The 15621-nt window shown below is 67.9% G+C and carries 14 protein-coding genes and 1 pseudogene; 7 read left to right on the top strand and 8 right to left on the bottom strand.

What is annotated here, in order from left to right; all coding sequences use genetic code 11:
• The first annotated feature begins 33 nt into the window (after positions 1 to 33).
• From CK505_RS13680 to CK505_RS13665, 4 genes are all read left to right on the top strand, one after another.
• Positions 34 to 1479: an oligosaccharide flippase family protein gene (locus tag CK505_RS13680; protein WP_095651421.1), complete on the top strand. Its 1446-nt coding sequence runs from the start codon at positions 34 to 36 to the stop codon at positions 1477 to 1479.
• Positions 1480 to 1769: 290 nt separating this feature from the next.
• The gene (gene gmd / locus CK505_RS13675) at positions 1770 to 2801 is read left to right on the top strand and encodes a GDP-mannose 4,6-dehydratase (RefSeq protein WP_095651420.1); all 1032 of its coding nucleotides are present in this window, start codon (positions 1770 to 1772) and stop codon (positions 2799 to 2801) included.
• 26 nt (positions 2802 to 2827) lie between these two features.
• Entirely contained in the window at positions 2828 to 3832 is a 1005-nt protein-coding gene (locus CK505_RS13670) for a GDP-L-fucose synthase (protein WP_095651419.1), read from the top strand.
• A 44-nt stretch (positions 3833 to 3876) separates the two neighbouring features.
• Complete coding sequence (locus CK505_RS13665) at positions 3877 to 5580, top strand: polysaccharide biosynthesis tyrosine autokinase (RefSeq protein WP_095651418.1); 1704 nt, start codon at positions 3877 to 3879, stop codon at positions 5578 to 5580.
• A gap of 83 nt (positions 5581 to 5663) precedes the next feature.
• Here the strand turns inward: CK505_RS13665 and CK505_RS19020 are convergent, their stop codons facing one another.
• Complete coding sequence (locus CK505_RS19020; protein ID WP_336650593.1) at positions 5664 to 5912, bottom strand: VOC family protein; 249 nt, start codon at positions 5910 to 5912, stop codon at positions 5664 to 5666.
• Positions 5913 to 6068: 156 nt separating this feature from the next.
• On the opposite strand from CK505_RS19020, the gene CK505_RS13655 reads away from it, so the two are divergent.
• Entirely contained in the window at positions 6069 to 7310 is a 1242-nt protein-coding gene (locus CK505_RS13655; RefSeq protein ID WP_095651417.1) for an RNA-guided endonuclease TnpB family protein, read from the top strand.
• Positions 7311 to 7509: 199 nt separating this feature from the next.
• Here the strand turns inward: CK505_RS13655 and CK505_RS13650 are convergent, their stop codons facing one another.
• The 4 genes from CK505_RS13650 to CK505_RS13635 form a co-directional block, all read right to left on the bottom strand.
• Complete coding sequence (locus CK505_RS13650; RefSeq protein ID WP_095651416.1) at positions 7510 to 7917, bottom strand: VOC family protein; 408 nt, start codon at positions 7915 to 7917, stop codon at positions 7510 to 7512.
• Positions 7914 to 8207 carry a helix-turn-helix transcriptional regulator gene (locus CK505_RS13645; RefSeq protein WP_095651415.1) on the bottom strand — a complete coding sequence of 98 codons (294 nt, stop codon included), beginning with the start codon at positions 8205 to 8207 and terminating at the stop codon, positions 7914 to 7916. Before CK505_RS13645 ends, CK505_RS13650 begins: the two co-directional genes overlap by 4 nt.
• 38 nt (positions 8208 to 8245) lie before the next feature.
• The gene (locus tag CK505_RS13640) at positions 8246 to 8995 is read right to left on the bottom strand and encodes a class I SAM-dependent methyltransferase (RefSeq protein ID WP_095651414.1); all 750 of its coding nucleotides are present in this window, start codon (positions 8993 to 8995) and stop codon (positions 8246 to 8248) included.
• Positions 8996 to 9226: 231 nt separating this feature from the next.
• Complete coding sequence (locus CK505_RS13635; RefSeq protein ID WP_255250963.1) at positions 9227 to 10891, bottom strand: LuxR C-terminal-related transcriptional regulator; 1665 nt, start codon at positions 10889 to 10891, stop codon at positions 9227 to 9229.
• Positions 10892 to 10993: 102 nt separating this feature from the next.
• On the opposite strand from CK505_RS13635, the gene CK505_RS13630 reads away from it, so the two are divergent.
• Positions 10994 to 11386 (top strand): helix-turn-helix transcriptional regulator, encoded by a 393-nt coding sequence (locus CK505_RS13630; RefSeq protein ID WP_255250962.1) that lies wholly within the window; start codon positions 10994 to 10996, stop codon positions 11384 to 11386.
• A gap of 25 nt (positions 11387 to 11411) precedes the next feature.
• On the opposite strand, the gene CK505_RS13625 is transcribed toward CK505_RS13630, so the two are convergent.
• Together CK505_RS13625 and CK505_RS13620 are read right to left on the bottom strand one after the other, a co-directional pair.
• On the bottom strand, positions 11412 to 12014 hold the full coding sequence (locus tag CK505_RS13625) for a ClpP family protease (protein ID WP_095651412.1): 603 nt from the start codon (positions 12012 to 12014) through the stop codon (positions 11412 to 11414).
• Positions 12011 to 12631, bottom strand: a complete 621-nt coding sequence (locus tag CK505_RS13620; protein ID WP_095651411.1) for a ClpP family protease — start codon at positions 12629 to 12631, stop codon at positions 12011 to 12013. Before CK505_RS13620 ends, CK505_RS13625 begins: the two co-directional genes overlap by 4 nt.
• Before the next feature lie 197 nt (positions 12632 to 12828).
• On the opposite strand from CK505_RS13620, the gene CK505_RS13615 reads away from it, so the two are divergent.
• Positions 12829 to 15231 (top strand): excinuclease ABC subunit UvrA, encoded by a 2403-nt coding sequence (locus tag CK505_RS13615; RefSeq protein ID WP_095651410.1) that lies wholly within the window; start codon positions 12829 to 12831, stop codon positions 15229 to 15231.
• A 105-nt stretch (positions 15232 to 15336) separates the two neighbouring features.
• Here CK505_RS13615 and CK505_RS13610 read toward each other — a convergent pair.
• Positions 15337 to 15621 (bottom strand): annotated as a pseudogene (locus CK505_RS13610) (hypothetical protein); the annotation flags it as partial.

The raw sequence follows: 15621 nt of genomic DNA, 5'->3' as shown, positions 1-15621 counted from the left end.
ATCATAGGGGTAACCACGTAAAGGCAAAATACTGTGAAAACGGGCAGTAAACTTGTCGGCGGAGCGGCTTGGATTTATGGTGCGCAACTTAGCACGGTCGTCATTCAATTCCTATATGCGGCCGTGACCACGCGCATGGTCGATGAAAGCGGCTTCGGGGCGTATACAGTTGCCTTATCTGCTGGCGCACTTGCGACTCTTCTTGCTACTGGAGGAGTAGGACAGTCTATTGGGCGGATGCTTACGCTCGAACGTAGCGTAGTATCTGCACTCTGGATATTTGGACTGGTGCTCGGAATCCTATCAGCGACCTTATTGTGGTTAGTCGCGCCTATGTGGTCGACTATATGGGCATCGCCAAGCTCGATTGCTCCCACGCGACTCATTGCAGTTGGGGCGGTTGTTGCACCGGGTATAGGCATCGCAGCGGCCCTATTGCGGCGACAGGGCAGATTTCGCTTCTTGTCCTTAACTACGCTTGCATGCAATGTAGCCGGTATGGCAATAGGTTCATGGGTTGTCTACAGCAATAGATCGGCTGCCAGCCTTGTTGTGTCGGTCGTGGTCAGTCAGTGGCTAGTTTGCGTGATCACCATGTTCGCCAACAGGCCGTTTGTACTCGCGCATCCTCGTTTCCGTGATGCTTTGAGCGAAATGGGTTTTAGTGGAAAGTTAACTTTGGTCAGGCTCTACACCTATTTCAATATTAACTTAGGCCCTTGGTCAGTGTCCGCATTTCTAGGCCCAGCATTACTGGGTCAGTGGAACCGTGCGGATGTGGTTTCGACAATTCCCATGCAACAAGCCCAAACAATTATCACCCAAGTTTTATATCCCGAATTCAGGCATGACCGCCATTCGAGTCAACGATCACGTAAAATGTGGCCTGATCTTTTCGCTTTTGTCGCATGGATAGCTGCAGTTTTATCAGTTTCCATTGTTTTTGTAGTCCCACAGTTGATGTTTTTTCTTTTTGGGGCAGGGTGGGACGTGGCTGAAGGTTTTGTGCCTTACTTAGCATTTGCTGCTGGTTTCACCATGATTGCGGCTATTATCAGCGCGGCCGTCGAATCACTGGGTCATTTTCGTTGGATCTGGGGTGCCCAGTTAGTTCATACGATTTGCGTTATTCCTGGTGTGTGGTTAGGAGTAATCATGGAGAGCGTTATTCCAATTCTAGCCGCAGCAATAATAGTCGCTGTTTCGAAAATTCTTTGGTACTTAGTGCTTTTGAGTCGCGCAGGTGTAATCGACGCAAAATATGTCAAATATCATGCGGTCCGTTTGCTAGCTGGAGCATCATTTCTTTGGCTGACTGTCGCCAGCTTTGAGAAAGTTATCTCCGTTTGGCTCGATGGAGGCGTGTGGGCTGGTTGGCTGCTCGCAGCGATGAGTGTCACGGCTTTGTTTGTCGTTGCAATCACTTGGCGTTCATGGGAGCCCGTGGCTATCGCAAAGCGATACGGGCTCATGGCATAACAACGGATATAATTCGGTTAGGACTTTTAAAGGGACGCACTTTAGCGACCCTTAGCCCGTTCACTGTGGATTACGGCCCACGACGATGTTTCTAGTCGATGGCGGCCGTCAGTTGTTGTGTCGAGTCGTGTGTGCTTCTTGCGAGAAGCTGAGCGATTGGGCGCAACTCGGTCAGAGTCTTTGGTGTAACACGCGCCTAGCAGCGCTACACCTTAGGTTGTGTTCACTATCATGAGTGGGGATGTCCCCGCATCCCTACTCCTGCGTCTCCTATCCCCCGAAGGACGATCATGCACGCCACCCCCAAGACGGCTTTCATCACCGGGATCACCGGTCAGGACGGCTCCTACCTGGCGGAGCTGCTGCTCGCCAAGGGCTACGAGGTGCACGGGCTGATCCGCCGCGCCTCCACGTTCAACACCCACCGCATCGACCACCTCTACTCGGACCCGCACGAGACCGACGCCAAGCTGTTCCTGCACTACGGCGACCTCTCCGACGGCTCCCGACTGGTCACCCTGATGGCGCAGATCCAGCCCGACGAGGTTTACAACCTCGCCGCACAGTCCCACGTGAAGGTCTCCTTCGAGGAGCCCGAGCACACCGGGGACACCACCGGGCTGGGCACCGTGCGCCTGCTCGAGGCCATGCGCCTGGCCAACGTCGACGCCCGGTATTACCAGGCCTCCACCTCCGAGCTGTACGGGGCCACCCCGCCCCCGCAGCACGAGGACACCCCGTTCTACCCCCGTTCCCCGTATGGGGCGGCGAAGATCTACTCGTACTGGATCACCAAGAACTACCGCGAGGCCTACGACATGTACGCCGTCAACGGGATCCTCTTCAACCACGAGTCCCCCCGCCGCGGCGAGACCTTCGTGACGAGGAAGATCACCCGGGCCGTGGCCGCGATCAAGGCCGGCACCCAGGAGAAGCTCTACATGGGCAACCTCCAGGCCATCCGCGACTGGGGCTATGCCGCCGAGTACGTCGAGGGCATGTGGCGGATGCTTCAGGCCGACGAGCCCGAGGACTTCGTCCTGGCCACCGGGCACCCGACCACGGTCCGGGAGTTCCTGGAGATCTCCTTCGACCACGTCGGCCTCGACTGGCGCGAGCACGTCGAGTTCGACGAGCGCTACCTGCGCCCCACCGAGGTCGACGCCCTCATCGGCGACCCCGCCAAGGCCAAGGACAAGCTCGGCTGGGAAGCCACCGTCAAAGCCCCCGAACTCGCCAAGCTCATGGTCGACGCCGACATCGCCCTGCTCGCCAACGACGCCTGGATCGACACCGTCGACCTCGCCTCCTGGACCAAATGACCCGGGAAGCGACAGGAAAAGCCCCCATGACACAGACACCCACCACCACGGCCCCCGCCGATACCACCACCGGATTCGTCCCGGGCCCGCTGGATCGCACCGCCCCGTTCTACGTGGCCGGCCACCGAGGCCTGGTCGGCTCCGCCATCTGGCGCAGGCTCCAGGCCGAGGGCTTCATCGACCTCATCGGCCGCACCTCCGCCGAGCTGGACCTGAAGGACCGTGACGCGGTGTTCGCGTTCTTCGCCAAAACGAAGCCCCGCTACGTGGTGCTGGCCGCGGCGAAGGTCGGCGGGATCCTGGCCAACAACACCTACCCGGTCGACTTCCTCTCGGAGAACCTGCGGATCCAGGTCAACGTCCTCGACGCCGCCCTCGAGCACGGGGTGGAGCGGGTCCTGTTCCTGGGGTCCTCCTGCATCTATCCGAAGCTGGCCAACCAGCCGCTGAAGGAGGAATACCTGCTCACCGGGCACCTGGAGCCCACCAACGACGCCTACGCAATCGCCAAGATCGCCGGGATCCTGCAGATCCAGGCCGTCCGGCGCCAGTACGGGCTGCCCTGGATCTCCGCGATGCCCACCAACCTCTACGGACCCGGGGACAACTTCTCCCCCACCGGCTCCCACGTCCTTCCCGCCATGATCCGCCGCTACGAAGAAGCACGCCTGGCCGGAGCCGAGTCGGTGACCAACTGGGGCACCGGGTCCCCGCTGCGGGAGTTCCTGCACGTCGACGACATGGCAGAGGCCTGCCTGCACCTGCTCGAGCACTACGACGGGACCGAGCACGTCAACGTGGGCACCGGCACCGACCTCACCATCAAGGAACTCGCCGGACTCGTCGCCGAGGCCGTGGGCTACGAGGGTCGGATCGAGTGGGACACCACCAAGCCCGACGGCACCCCCCGCAAGCTCATGGACGTCTCCAAACTGGCCGCAGCAGGCTGGACCGCCCGCATTCCCCTGCAGGAGGGTCTCCGGTCCACCGTCGACTGGTACCGCGAGCACCAGGACGGCATCCGCGAGTGACTTCCACCCATCCCCCCACCCCCGAGCCGATCCCGAGGAGAACCATGGAGCACCTTGACGCAGAGCGGGAAGCCCCCGCTCTCGATGCACAGGACCTCCTCCGGCTCGTGCGCACGCACTGGCGTGCGATCACGCTGATCACGTTGCTGTGCACCCTGCTGGCGCTCGGCTGGACCCTCATCCAGCCGAAGATCTACTCGGCCACCGCGTCCGGCCTGGTCGTCGCCACCGGTGAGCAGGACCTGGCCAGCGCGCTGGCCGGCAACAACCTGGCGCAGTCCAAGGCCGTCTCCTACGAGTCCTTGGCCACGTCCCGGCCGGTCGCAGAGTCGGTGATCGACGAGCTCGATCTCGACGCCACGCCGGAGGAGGTGCTGCCGCGCATCACCACGGACGTCCCCGTGGACACCCCGGAGCTGCGCATCACCGCCGACGCCGAGGACCCGACGGAGGCGGCCGACCTGGCCAACGCCTGGGTCGTGGCGCTGGCCGGTCAGGTGCAGGAGCTCGAGAGCCAGGGCGACGATGACGCGATCAACCGCGTGGCCGTCCAGCCGCTCAGCAACGCCTCTCTGCCCTTGGCGCCCTCCTCGCCGAACCTCAAGCTCAACCTGGCGCTCGGCTTCGTGGGCGGTCTCGGCCTGGGTCTGCTCTACGCCTTCGCCCGGTACAAGATGGACCGCCGCATCAAGTCGGTCGAGGAGATCCGCGACGGCTTCGGCGTCTCCGTCCTCGGTGTCATCCCCACCGACGACCGGCTGTCCGACCACCGCGCGATCGTCGAGACCGGCATCTCCGCCGGGCGCGGGCACCACGAGTTCGCCGAGGCCCTGCGCGAGCTGCGCACCAACCTCAGCTTCGTCTCCGTGGACAACCCGCCGAAGATGATCGTGGTGACCTCGTCCCTGCCGGGTGAGGGCAAGTCCTCGATCACGGCCAACCTGGCGGTGGCCATCGCCTCGACGGGGCGCAACGTCGTCGTCGTGGACGGCGACCTCCGCCGCCCGGTGATCACCGATCTCTTTGGGCTCGTGGCCGGCGTGGGCGTCACCGATGTGCTGACCGGGCAGGTGCAGGTGGAGGAGGTCCTCCAGACCTACGACACGTTCCCGAACCTGCAGGTGCTCGGCGCCGGGAAGACCGCGCCGAACCCCACGGAGCTGCTGTCCTCGAAAGCCATGCACACCATGCTCGAGACCCTCGCCGAGGACGCCCTGGTCCTGGTGGACGCTCCCCCGCTGCTGCCGGTCACCGACGCCGCGCTCCTCACGGCCTCCGCCGACGGCGCGCTGATCGTGGCCACCGCGCAGCGGACCACCACGGACGAGCTGGGCAAGGCCCTGGAGAACCTGCACCAGGTCCGCGGCAACGTGCTGGGCGTGGTGCTCAACCGCGTGCCCACCACCGGTGCGGACGCCGGCTATTACGGATACTATGGCAAATCCTATTACGCGAACTCGGACGAGAAGGCGGCGCCGGGAACCGGCGCCCAGCCGGTTCCCGCTCCGGTCGGCAAGCACCAGCCGTGGGGCACCGAGCTGCGACCGGAGCCCGCCGGGGCCCAGCCGCCCGCCACGGCGCCGCGGGCGCAGCAGGAGCCCACGGCGCCGTCGGCGGAGGATGCGGCACCCGCGCCGACGAACGCCGATCAGCCGGATGTCCCGGGCTCTGCCGAGCACGAAACCTTCGGGCTCGAGGCCTGGGGCCGGTCCGGTTCGTCCACCGGGTCCACGTCGACGGGGCACTGACCCGGGCCGAACGCCGGCTCGAACGACGAAGGGACGCCTCCTGCGTGAGGCGCCCCTTCGTCGTTTTGCGGACTGCGCCGCACCTACTGTTCGGCCGCCGCCGGGTCGTTCAGGTGGGCGATCTGGATCAGGTTGCCGCAGGTGTCGTCGAGCACCGCGGTGGTGACCGGGTCCGTCTCGGTCGGCTCCTGCACGAAGCGCACGCCCACGGCGGTTCGACGCTCGCGCCAAGCCTGTATGTCCTCCACGCCGAAACAGTTGAACTGGGTGCTGTCGTCCATCAGTGCTCCTGTGAACGGGGGAGCGCCCGGGTAGTCCGAAAGCCTGAGCAGTAGCGGCGCCCCTCCTCAGTTCGCGGTGAGATGACGGGCGGTCATCGGGACGGTGGGTCATCGGTAGGGCACGCTCAGCCCGTCGGCAGCTTCAGGCGTCCTCCGGGCTATCGATACAGCATTAAAGATGTCTGAGGCCCTGCCTATGGTTTGAGTGTGTTCAAGCGTTACAGATACCGCGCTTATCCCACTGGGGACCAGGTCAAACGCCTTGCCCGGGTATTCGGTTGCACCCGAGTCGTCTACAACGACGTGATTGCGGCCCGTAAGACCGCCTGGCGCAACGGTGAACAATTTCCCACCGCTGGAGAGCTTTCAAGGCGGCTGCTTACGGAGGCGAAACGCACTCCGCAACGAGCGTGGCTGGCGGAGGTGTCCAGCGTTGCGCTCCAGCAGTCTCTCCGGGATGCAGACAAGGCCTATCGGAATTACTTCGCCGCGCTCGCCAAGAAGCAGAAAAACAAAAAGGTCGGGGCTCCAAGGTTCAAGACCAGGCGTGGCAAACAATCTGCCCGCTTCACTGGGAACGCTCTCTTGAAACTGCAGCAATCGTCCGACGGAGTCGGTCACATCAACTTGCAGAAGGTCGGGCGAGTTCGGTTCGCTTCTTCTCGCCCTTTGCCCTCAGCCCCATCATCGGTGACGGTCATCCTGGAGGCCGATGGCCGGTACTTCCTTTCATTCGTGGTGCAAACGCCACGTTCCGCACCTCTGACCCCAAACGAAAGAGTTGCAGGAGTCGACGTCGGTCTCACTGACCTCGCCGCCATCACCTGCTCGGACGGCTCGCGGGAAAAGGTCGGGAACCCGAAGTGGCTCCGGTTAAAGGAACGGCGACTCGCTCAGGCCCAACGCGCCCTATGCCGCAAACAGAAAGGATCCCACAATCGAGAAAAAGCCCGCCATCGAGTTGCCGTGCTGCACCGGAAGGTGCGCGAGACAAGACTGGATCACCACCACAAGCTCGCTCTCCGACTCGTCCGTGAGAACCAAACGGTCGCCCTGGAGACATTGAGCATTGTCGCTCTGGTTCGGACACGGATGGGCAAGTCTATTCACGACGCCGGATGGGGCACACTCCAGCGGCTTGTTGAAGAAAAAGCCATCGCGCACGGGCGCACCGTGGTACGAGTCGATCGATGGGAGCCCACCAGCCAGGTATGTTCCGTGTGTGGAGTAAAGGACGGCATCAAGCCTTTACACATTCGGATTTGGACGTGTGAAGCGTGCGGCGCGCGACTGGATCGAGACTACAACGCTGCCGTGAATATCATGGTCGCCGCCGGGCTGGCGGAGACCCTAAACGCCTGTGGAGGGGATGTCAGACGTACGCTCGCGTGCGCAAACCCCGGCGAAGCAGGAACCCACCGAACGGACCGCACACTAGCGGCCGCGTAGGAATCCGCACCCGCCAGGGTGGGGAGGAAGTCAATACGGCTATTACGGTACTGCTGCTACTCGATTGCAGACGAACCGCCGATACCGACACCCGACAGGCCACCAGCCGTCGCCGCATTTCGGGCGAAGTGATTTAACTATTGGCAACCAAGGGTCGGCCACCCATGTGCGTTGTGAATATCAGCCAACGGTCCACTCACTACACGGCATGCGCCTCCGGGTCGTTCAGGTGCGCGATCTGGATCAGGTTGCCGCAGGTGTCGTCGAGCACCGCGGTGGTGACCGGGCCCATCGCGGTCGGTTGCTGCACGAAGCGCACCCCCAGGGCGGTGAGCCGCTCGTACTCGGCCCGCACGTCCTCCACCCCGAAGCTGTTGAACGGGATGCCGTCGGCCACCAGGGCGTCCTTGAACGGGTGGACGGCCGGGTGCTCGGAGGGCTCGAGCAGCAGCTGAACGCCGTCCGGGGCCTGCGGCGAGACGACGGTCAGCCACCGGTAGGGGCCGGTCGGCACGTCGACCTTGAGCTGGAAGCCGAGCTTGTCGGTATAGAACTCCAGGGCCTTCTGCTGGTCGTCCACGAAGACGGAGGCGTAGGTGATGATCACGGCGTGTCCTTCGGCGGGGGCGGCAGGGAGTCCATCCACTGCCGCGCGTCGGTGAGCGGGGAGGTGTCCAGGCGGTGCACCGTGGTGCGCCCCTGCACGGTGGACGTCACCAGGCCGGCCTCGCGCAGCACGGCCAGGTGCTTGGTCACGGCCTGCCGGGTCATGGCCAGGCCGTGGTCGTTGATGAGCCGCACGGTGAGCTCGAAAAGGCTCTGGTCGTCCCGCGCGGCGAGCTCCTCGAGGAGGATCCGCCGCGCGGGATGGGCCAGGGCCTGAAACACGATGTCCACGCCACCAGATTAGGCAACCTATTGGTTGCCGGTCAAGGTCACGGCCGGGTGCCGACCGCCACCAGGTACTCCATCTCGAAGCGCGCCCGTTCGGGCGTGCCCCGGTTCCACTCGTCACAGAGCTGGTCGAGCGCCTCGTCGAACTCCGCGGCCCGGCCCTCGCGCTCCGCGTTCTTCCGCACGGCGATGGTGGGGCCGTAGTTGGCCTTGAAGTGCTCGCCGAAGTCGCGGGCCCGCTCGAACGCGGTGACCTCGAGGACGTCCCGGAGGACGCGGTGGAACTGCACCCGTCCGCCGAAGAGCCCGCGCAGGTGCTCCTCGCTCCCCCACAGCGGCGGGGGCTGCACGCCCGGCGGCGGGGTCGGGGCGAAGGGCTTCATCGTGCGGAAGAGCTCGCCCACCAGTCCAGCGGGCGTCCAGCTCAGCAGCGCGAGGGTCCCGCCGGGGCGGGTCACGCGTACCAGCTCGTCGGCCGTCTGCTGGTGGTGGGGGGCGAACATGGCGCCGATCGAGGACATCACCACGTCGTAGGAGGCGTCCTCGAACGGGAGGTGCTCGGCGTCGGCCTCGACCCACTCGAGGTCGAGTCCGGCGACCGCGGCGCGCCGCCTGCCGTCGTCGAGCAGCTCGGGGGTGAGGTCGCCGGCGGTGACGCGGGCGCCCGTGGCGGCCGCGGGGAGAGAGGCGTTGCCGTTGCCGGCGCCGACGTCGAGGACGCGCTGGCCGGCGGTGACGCCGGCCGCCCCGACCAGGCGCGGGCCCAGCGGGAGCAGGAACGTCTCCACCATGGTCGGGTAGTCGCCCGAGGCCCAGATGGCGCGGTGCTTGGCCTTGAGCTCGTGGTCCGCGGCCGGGGGCTGATGGTCTGGCTCATGACGGGGTCTCCTGGTCGAGGGAACGGGCGCCTCGGGTCGAGGTCTACTGCCGGAGTGGACTCCAGCGGTGCCGTGCGTCCCAGGATCCGCCGATCGACCGGGCGGAACATCGGGAGAATGCCCCCTTCGTTCCCTATCCCTTGCCTACGCTTTTCCCCGTCCTGTTCCTCTGCCCGCCGCGTGCGCGGCCGCCTCCGCGCGGTTGTGCACCCCGAGCTTCATGAGGATCCGGCTCACGTGGTGCCCGGCGGTCTTCTCGCTGATGCTCAGGGCTCTCGCGATCCGCGCGTTGGACATCCCCAGGGCGACCAAGTCCAGCACCTCGTGCTCGCGAGAGGTCAGCTCTCCCCCGTTCCGCGGCCGGGGACCCGTACCGCCCCCGAGCTCACGCAGGAGCCGGGCCGCGGCGTCCAACTCCCGGGACGCCCCCAGGTCACGGAAGACACCCTGGGCGGCCAGCACCTCCTCCCGCGCCAGGTCGGGCGATCCGCCCATGACCGCCCGGGCGAGGTCGAGCCGGGCCAGTGCCGCATCCAGCGGCATGGCCATGGCGCCGAAGGCGCGCAGCGCCCGCCGGGCGTGCTCGGCGGCCGCGTCCCGGTCACCGGTGGCCAGGGCGAGCCGGGCCGCGGCGAGATCGGCGCGGGCCGAGCCGAGCCGCATCTCGGACTCCCCGGCGATCCGGTGCAGGCTCTCGGTGGCAGCCTCAGCGGCCGCGAGATCCCCGGCCGCCAGGGTGGCGTCGACGAGGGCGGCCAGCAGCTGCGTGGTACGCACCGCGTGCCCCTCCGTCCCGGACAGCCCGCGCTCGAGCAGGGAGACCGCCACGTGCGGTCGCCCCTCGGCGACGTGGAGCAGGGCCAGCGCGCGCAACGACGACGGGTGCTCCTGCCGCCCGGACAGCAGCTGCTTCGCCTCGCGCAGCCGGCCCTGGTGGATCCGCAGCTCCGCCAGGGAGGCGAGGGCCGGGACGCTGAGCTCCGGGATGGCCCGGGCGTGGGTGGCTAGGGCGGACTCGAGGGCCTCCTCGGCCTCGGACCAGTTGCCCGTGGCGATCAGCACGTCGGCGTGCACGGTCCGGCAGACCCCCAGCAGCGGCGCCGCCTGATGGGACCGGGCGAAGTCGTCGACGCGCTCGCACCACTCCACGGCCCGCTCCCACTCCTCCGCCTCGGCGCAGGCCGTGACCAGGGCGCAGTAGGTGTCGCCCAGGGTGTGGACGTTGCGGACCCGCCCGGCCGTAGCGGCGACCATGGCCTCCTCGAGCAGACGCAGACCCGGCTCCCGGTGGCCCGCGGCCAGCTCCGCCTGACCGAGCAGGCTCAGGGCGAAGACCTCCAGGTCCTCCGCGCCGGACTCCCGGCCGATGCGCATCGCCCGTTCCGCCTGCGCGGCCTGTTCCTCGACGGACTCTGCCTGCTGGGCCCGTCCGACCGCCACCCAGCCGTGCCCGGTGCCCGTAGGGATGCCCTCGACCGCCCGCTCGGCCCGGGCGAGCCAGCCCCGTGCCGCAGACGGGCGGCCGGCGATGAGGTGCTGGTCGGACACCCAGACCGCCACCCGGGCGGCGTCGTCGAAGCGGTGCTGCGCCACGAGCCCCGCGACGGCACGTTCGCGCCACGCGATCCCCTCGGCGATCCGGCCCTCGAACCACAGGGCGAGGCCCAGGCCCTCCGCGGCCACCGACTCACCGGCAGAACCGCCGCCGTCCAGGACGTGCTCGAAGGCCAGGCGCGCGCCGGCCCAGTCGGCCCGCTCGAGCGCCTCGGTGCCCTCGTGGAGCTGGTCGCCCACCTGCGGCGAATCCATGCGGCCAGTATCCCACCGTGCCCGCGGCGTGGACAGGGCACCGTGCTCCGCTCACAGCAGACGACCCGCCCGTCGGCGCCCGCACGGACCTAGCATGGGCTCATGAAGGACGTGATCCGCTCCACATCAGCTTCATCGCCGGCCTACCTCCCGTCACCCGCGCCGAGGGAGCGTGCCGCGCCGCGAGCGCCCGTGGACCCGCTGTGGCGGTCCGTGCTGGGGATGTTCCTGCGTCGCCACCGCCTGGCGCAGGGTCTGACGCTGGCGCAGGTGGCCCGCGTCTCCGGGGTCTCCACGCAGTACCTCTCCGAGATCGAGCGCGGGGTGAAGGACCCCTCCTCAGAAATCATCGCCGCGGTGGTCGGCGCCCTGGGACTGAACCTGGTCGATCTCACCGAGGGGACCACCGGGGTGCTGCTCGACAGCGCCCCGGCCGCCCGTGCCGTCCCGGGCGAGCCGGTCTGCCTGGCCGGGCCCGTGGTCCTGGCCGTCTGAGCGCTCTCCCCCGGTCCCGCCCGTCTCACCGGGCCCGGACCTCCCGCGGGACCACGACCCGGTCGGCCACCCCGTAGGCCACCGCCTCCTCGGCGGTGAGCACGAGGTCCCGGTCGGTGTCCTCGCGGATCTGCTGCGGGCTGCGCCCGGTGTGCCGGGCGAGGACCTGCTCCAGCTGCTCCCGGGTGCGGGCGATCTCCTCGGCCTCGAGGATGAGGTCCGGGATGGTGCCCTGGCCCTGGGCGGCCGGCTGGTGCAGCACCACCCGGGCGTGGGGCAGCACCGAGCGTCGCCCTGGGGCGCCGGCCGCCAGGAGCACCGCCGCGGCCGAGGCCGCCTGGCCCACGCAGGTGGTCTCCACGGGCGCGCCCACGTGCTGCATGGCGTCGTAGACGGCGAGCATCGCCGTGGTGGACCCGCCCGGGGAGTTGATGTAGAAGCCGATCGGCTGGTCGGAGCCGTAGGAGTCCAGGTAGAGCAGCTGGGCGATCAGGACGTTGGCGACCCCGTCGTCGATCTCGGTGCCGAGGTAGACGATGCGCTCCACCAGCAGCCGGCTGAAGACGTCCATGCTGCGCTCGCCGTTGGGCGTGCGTTCGACGACGTAGGGCACGGCGTAGCTGCTCACGACTCCACCCCCGCGGCGGCCGTGGTGGCGGAGCGGGGCCGGACGTCGTCGAGCCCGGCGATGACCCGGTCCACGAAGCCGTAGGCGAGGGCCTCCTCGGCGGTGAACCAGCGGTCCCGCTGGGAGTCGGCCGTGATCCGCTCGAGCGGCTGGCCGGTGTGCTCGGCGATGAGCCCGAGCACGGTGTCCCGGGTGTGGCGCAGGTCGTCGGCCTGGATGGCGATGTCCACGGCGGTGCCGCCGATCCCGGCCGAGCCCTGGTGCAGCAGGATCCGGGCGTGCGGCAGGGCGCTGCGCTTGCCCGGGGTGCCGGCCGAGAGCAGGAACTGCCCGGCGCTGCAGGCCAGGCCCATGGCCAGGGTGGACACGTCGTTGGGGATGATCCGCATGACGTCCATGATCGCGAGCATGGCCGGGACGGAGCCGCCCGGGGAGTTGATCCAGAGGGAGATGTCCCGCCGCGGGTCCTGGGCGGAGAGCAGCAGCAGCTGCGTGCACAGCCGGTTGCCGGTGGCCTGGTCCAGCTCGGCGCCCAGCACGATGATGCGCTGCTCCAGCAGCCGGGAGGCGAGCTCGTCGTCGATCGGGGTCCGGGGTGGTGCGGTGGCGGTGTTCATGGGCCCAGCGTGGACCCGGTCCCCCTTAGGCGGAACCCGTTTCTGCTGTGCGCGGCTCCGCCCTGAGCGGCTCTGCTCTCGGCGGCGCCGAATCCTCGAGCGGCGGGCGGGCCGCACGTAAGCTCGGAGGCGGTCGGATCGAACCGGGCCGCGTCGTCGGGAATCCCGGCGCAGGCGCCCCCAGGGACGGAGACACGATGAGCACACCCCCGAGCCAGAACCCGCACTCCTCCACGCACTCCCCCGCGCCGCACGTGGCCGACAGCCACGACCTGATCCGCGTCCAGGGTGCGCGCGAGAACAACCTCCGGGACATCAGCGTGGAGCTCCCCAAGCGCCGGCTCACCGTGTTCACCGGCATCTCCGGCTCCGGCAAGAGCTCCCTGGTGTTCGGCACGATCGCCGCGGAGTCGCAGCGGCTGATCAACGAGACCTACAGCACCTTCGTGCAGGGCTTCATGCCCACCCAGGCCCGGCCCGACGTCGACGTCCTCGACGGGCTCACCACCGCGATCATCGTGGACCAGGAGCGGATGGGCGCCAACGTCCGCTCCACCGTGGGCACCGCCACCGATGCGGACGCGATGCTGCGGATCCTCTTCAGCCGGCTCGGCGAGCCCCACATCGGCACGGCGAAGGCGTTCTCCTTCAACGTCGCCTCGATCAGCGGCGCGGGCGCGGTGACCATGGAGCGCGGCGGGAAGACCGTCAAGGAGCGGCGCAGCTTCTCCATCACCGGCGGCATGTGCCCGCGCTGCGAAGGCATGGGTCAGGTCAACGACTTCGACCTGACCCAGCTCTACGACGCCTCCAAGTCCCTCAACGAGGGGGCGCTCACGATCCCCGGCTACAGCGCGGACGGCTGGTACGGCCGGATCTACGGCGGCTCCGGGTTCCTGGACCCGGACAAGCCGATCCGCGACTACACCGAGACCGAGCTCCACGACCTGCTCCACAAGGAGCCGACCAAGATCAAGGTCGACAACATCAACCTGACCTACGAGGGCCTGATCCCCCGGATGCAGAAGTCCTTCCTGTCCAAGGACGTGGCCGCGCTGCAGCCGCACATCCGCGCCTTCGTGGAGCGGGCCGTGACCTTCACCGCGTGCCCCGAGTGCGGCGGCACCCGGCTCAGCGCCGCCGCCCGTTCCTCCAAGATCCGGGGCATCAGCATCGCCGACGCCTGCGCGATGCAGATCAGCGACCTCGCCGCGTGGGTGCGGGCCCTGGACGAGCCGTCCGTGGCGCCGCTGCTCACCGCACTCGGCGAGACCCTCGACTCGTTCGTGGAGATCGGGCTCGGCTACCTCTCGCTCAGCCGCTCCTCGGGCACGCTCTCCGGCGGCGAGTCCCAGCGCACCAAGATGATCCGCCACCTCGGCTCCTCGCTCACCGACGTCACCTACGTCTTCGACGAGCCGACCATCGGACTGCACCCCCACGACATCCAGCGGATGAACCAGCTCCTGCTGCGGCTGCGGGACAAGGGCAACACGGTGCTGGTCGTGGAGCACAAGCCGGAGACCATCGCGATCGCCGACCACGTGGTCGACCTCGGCCCCGGCGCCGGCACCGCCGGCGGCACCGTCTGCTACGAAGGCACCGTGGCCGGACTGCGCGCCGGCGACACCCTCACCGGGCGGCACCTGGACGACCGCGCCGCCCTGAAGACCACCGTGCGCACCCCCACCGGGGCCCTTGAGGTGCGCGGCGCCGACACCCACAACCTGCGGTCCGTCGACGTCGACATCCCGCTCGGCGTGCTGACCGTGCTGACCGGGGTGGCCGGCTCCGGCAAGAGCTCACTGATCACCGGGTCGGTGCTCGGCCGGGAGGACGTGGTCTCGATCGACCAGGGCGCCATCCGCGGCTCCCGCCGCAGCAACCCGGCCACCTACACGGGCCTGCTGGACCCGATCCGCAAGGCCTTCGCCAAGGCCAACGGGGTGAAGCCCGCGCTGTTCAGCGCCAACTCGGAGGGCGCCTGCCCGGCCTGCAACGGCGCCGGCGTGATCTACACCGACCTGGTGATGATGGCCGGGGTGCCCACCACGTGCGAGGAGTGCGAGGGCCGGCGGTTCCAGGCCGCGGTCCTCGAGTACACCCTTGGCGGGCGCAACATCGCCGACGTGCTCGCCATGCCGGTCGAGGAGGCCGAGGAGTTCTTCGGCGCCGGCGACGCCCGCACCCCGGCCGCCCACGCCATCCTGCACCGGTTGGCGGATGTGGGACTGGGCTACCTCAGCCTCGGCCAGCCGCTCACCACGCTGTCCGGCGGCGAGCGCCAGCGGCTCAAGCTGGCCACCCACCTGGGCAAGAAGGGCGGCGTCTACGTCCTCGACGAGCCGACCACGGGTCTGCACCTCGCCGACGTGCAGCAGCTGCTCGGCCTGCTCGACCGGCTGGTGGACTCCGGCAAGTCGGTGATCGTGATCGAGCACCACCAGGCGGTCATGGCCCACGCGGACCGGATCATCGACCTCGGCCCCGGCGCCGGCCACGACGGCGGCCGGATCGTCTTCGAGGGCACCCCCGCCGAGCTCGTCGCCGCCCGCTCGACCCTCACGGGCGAGCACCTCGCGGCCTACGTGGGCGCCTGAGCGGGACGCACTACCGTGGGCACGGCCGCCGGCTGTGCCCACGGCAGGAGCTCGATGCGCAAGGCGAGCCCCGGTCTTGCATGCACCGCCCGAACGGTGGAACAGCTATACGACCGCGCCCGCGGGGACAAGGTGCTGCGCGCCGACCGGCAGGGTCCGGGTGTACTCCCTGAGCCACTCGCACAGCTCGGGCCCGAGGTCCTCGCGCTCCGAGGCCAGGATGATGTTGGCCTTGAGGTAGCTGAGCTTGTCGCCGGTGTCGTAGCGACGGCCCTTGAAGACCACCCCGTACACCCCGCCGCCCTCGCCCTCGCGCTGGGCGAGGGTCTGCAGCGCGTCGGTGAGCTGGATCTCGTTGCCGCGCCCGGGGGCGGTGTTCTCCAGCACCTC

This window comes from Kocuria sp. WN036 (assembly GCF_002287015.1).
Taxonomy (GTDB): Bacteria; Actinomycetota; Actinomycetes; order Actinomycetales; family Micrococcaceae; genus Kocuria; species Kocuria rosea.
This window is presented reverse-complemented; position numbering and strand designations above follow the sequence as displayed.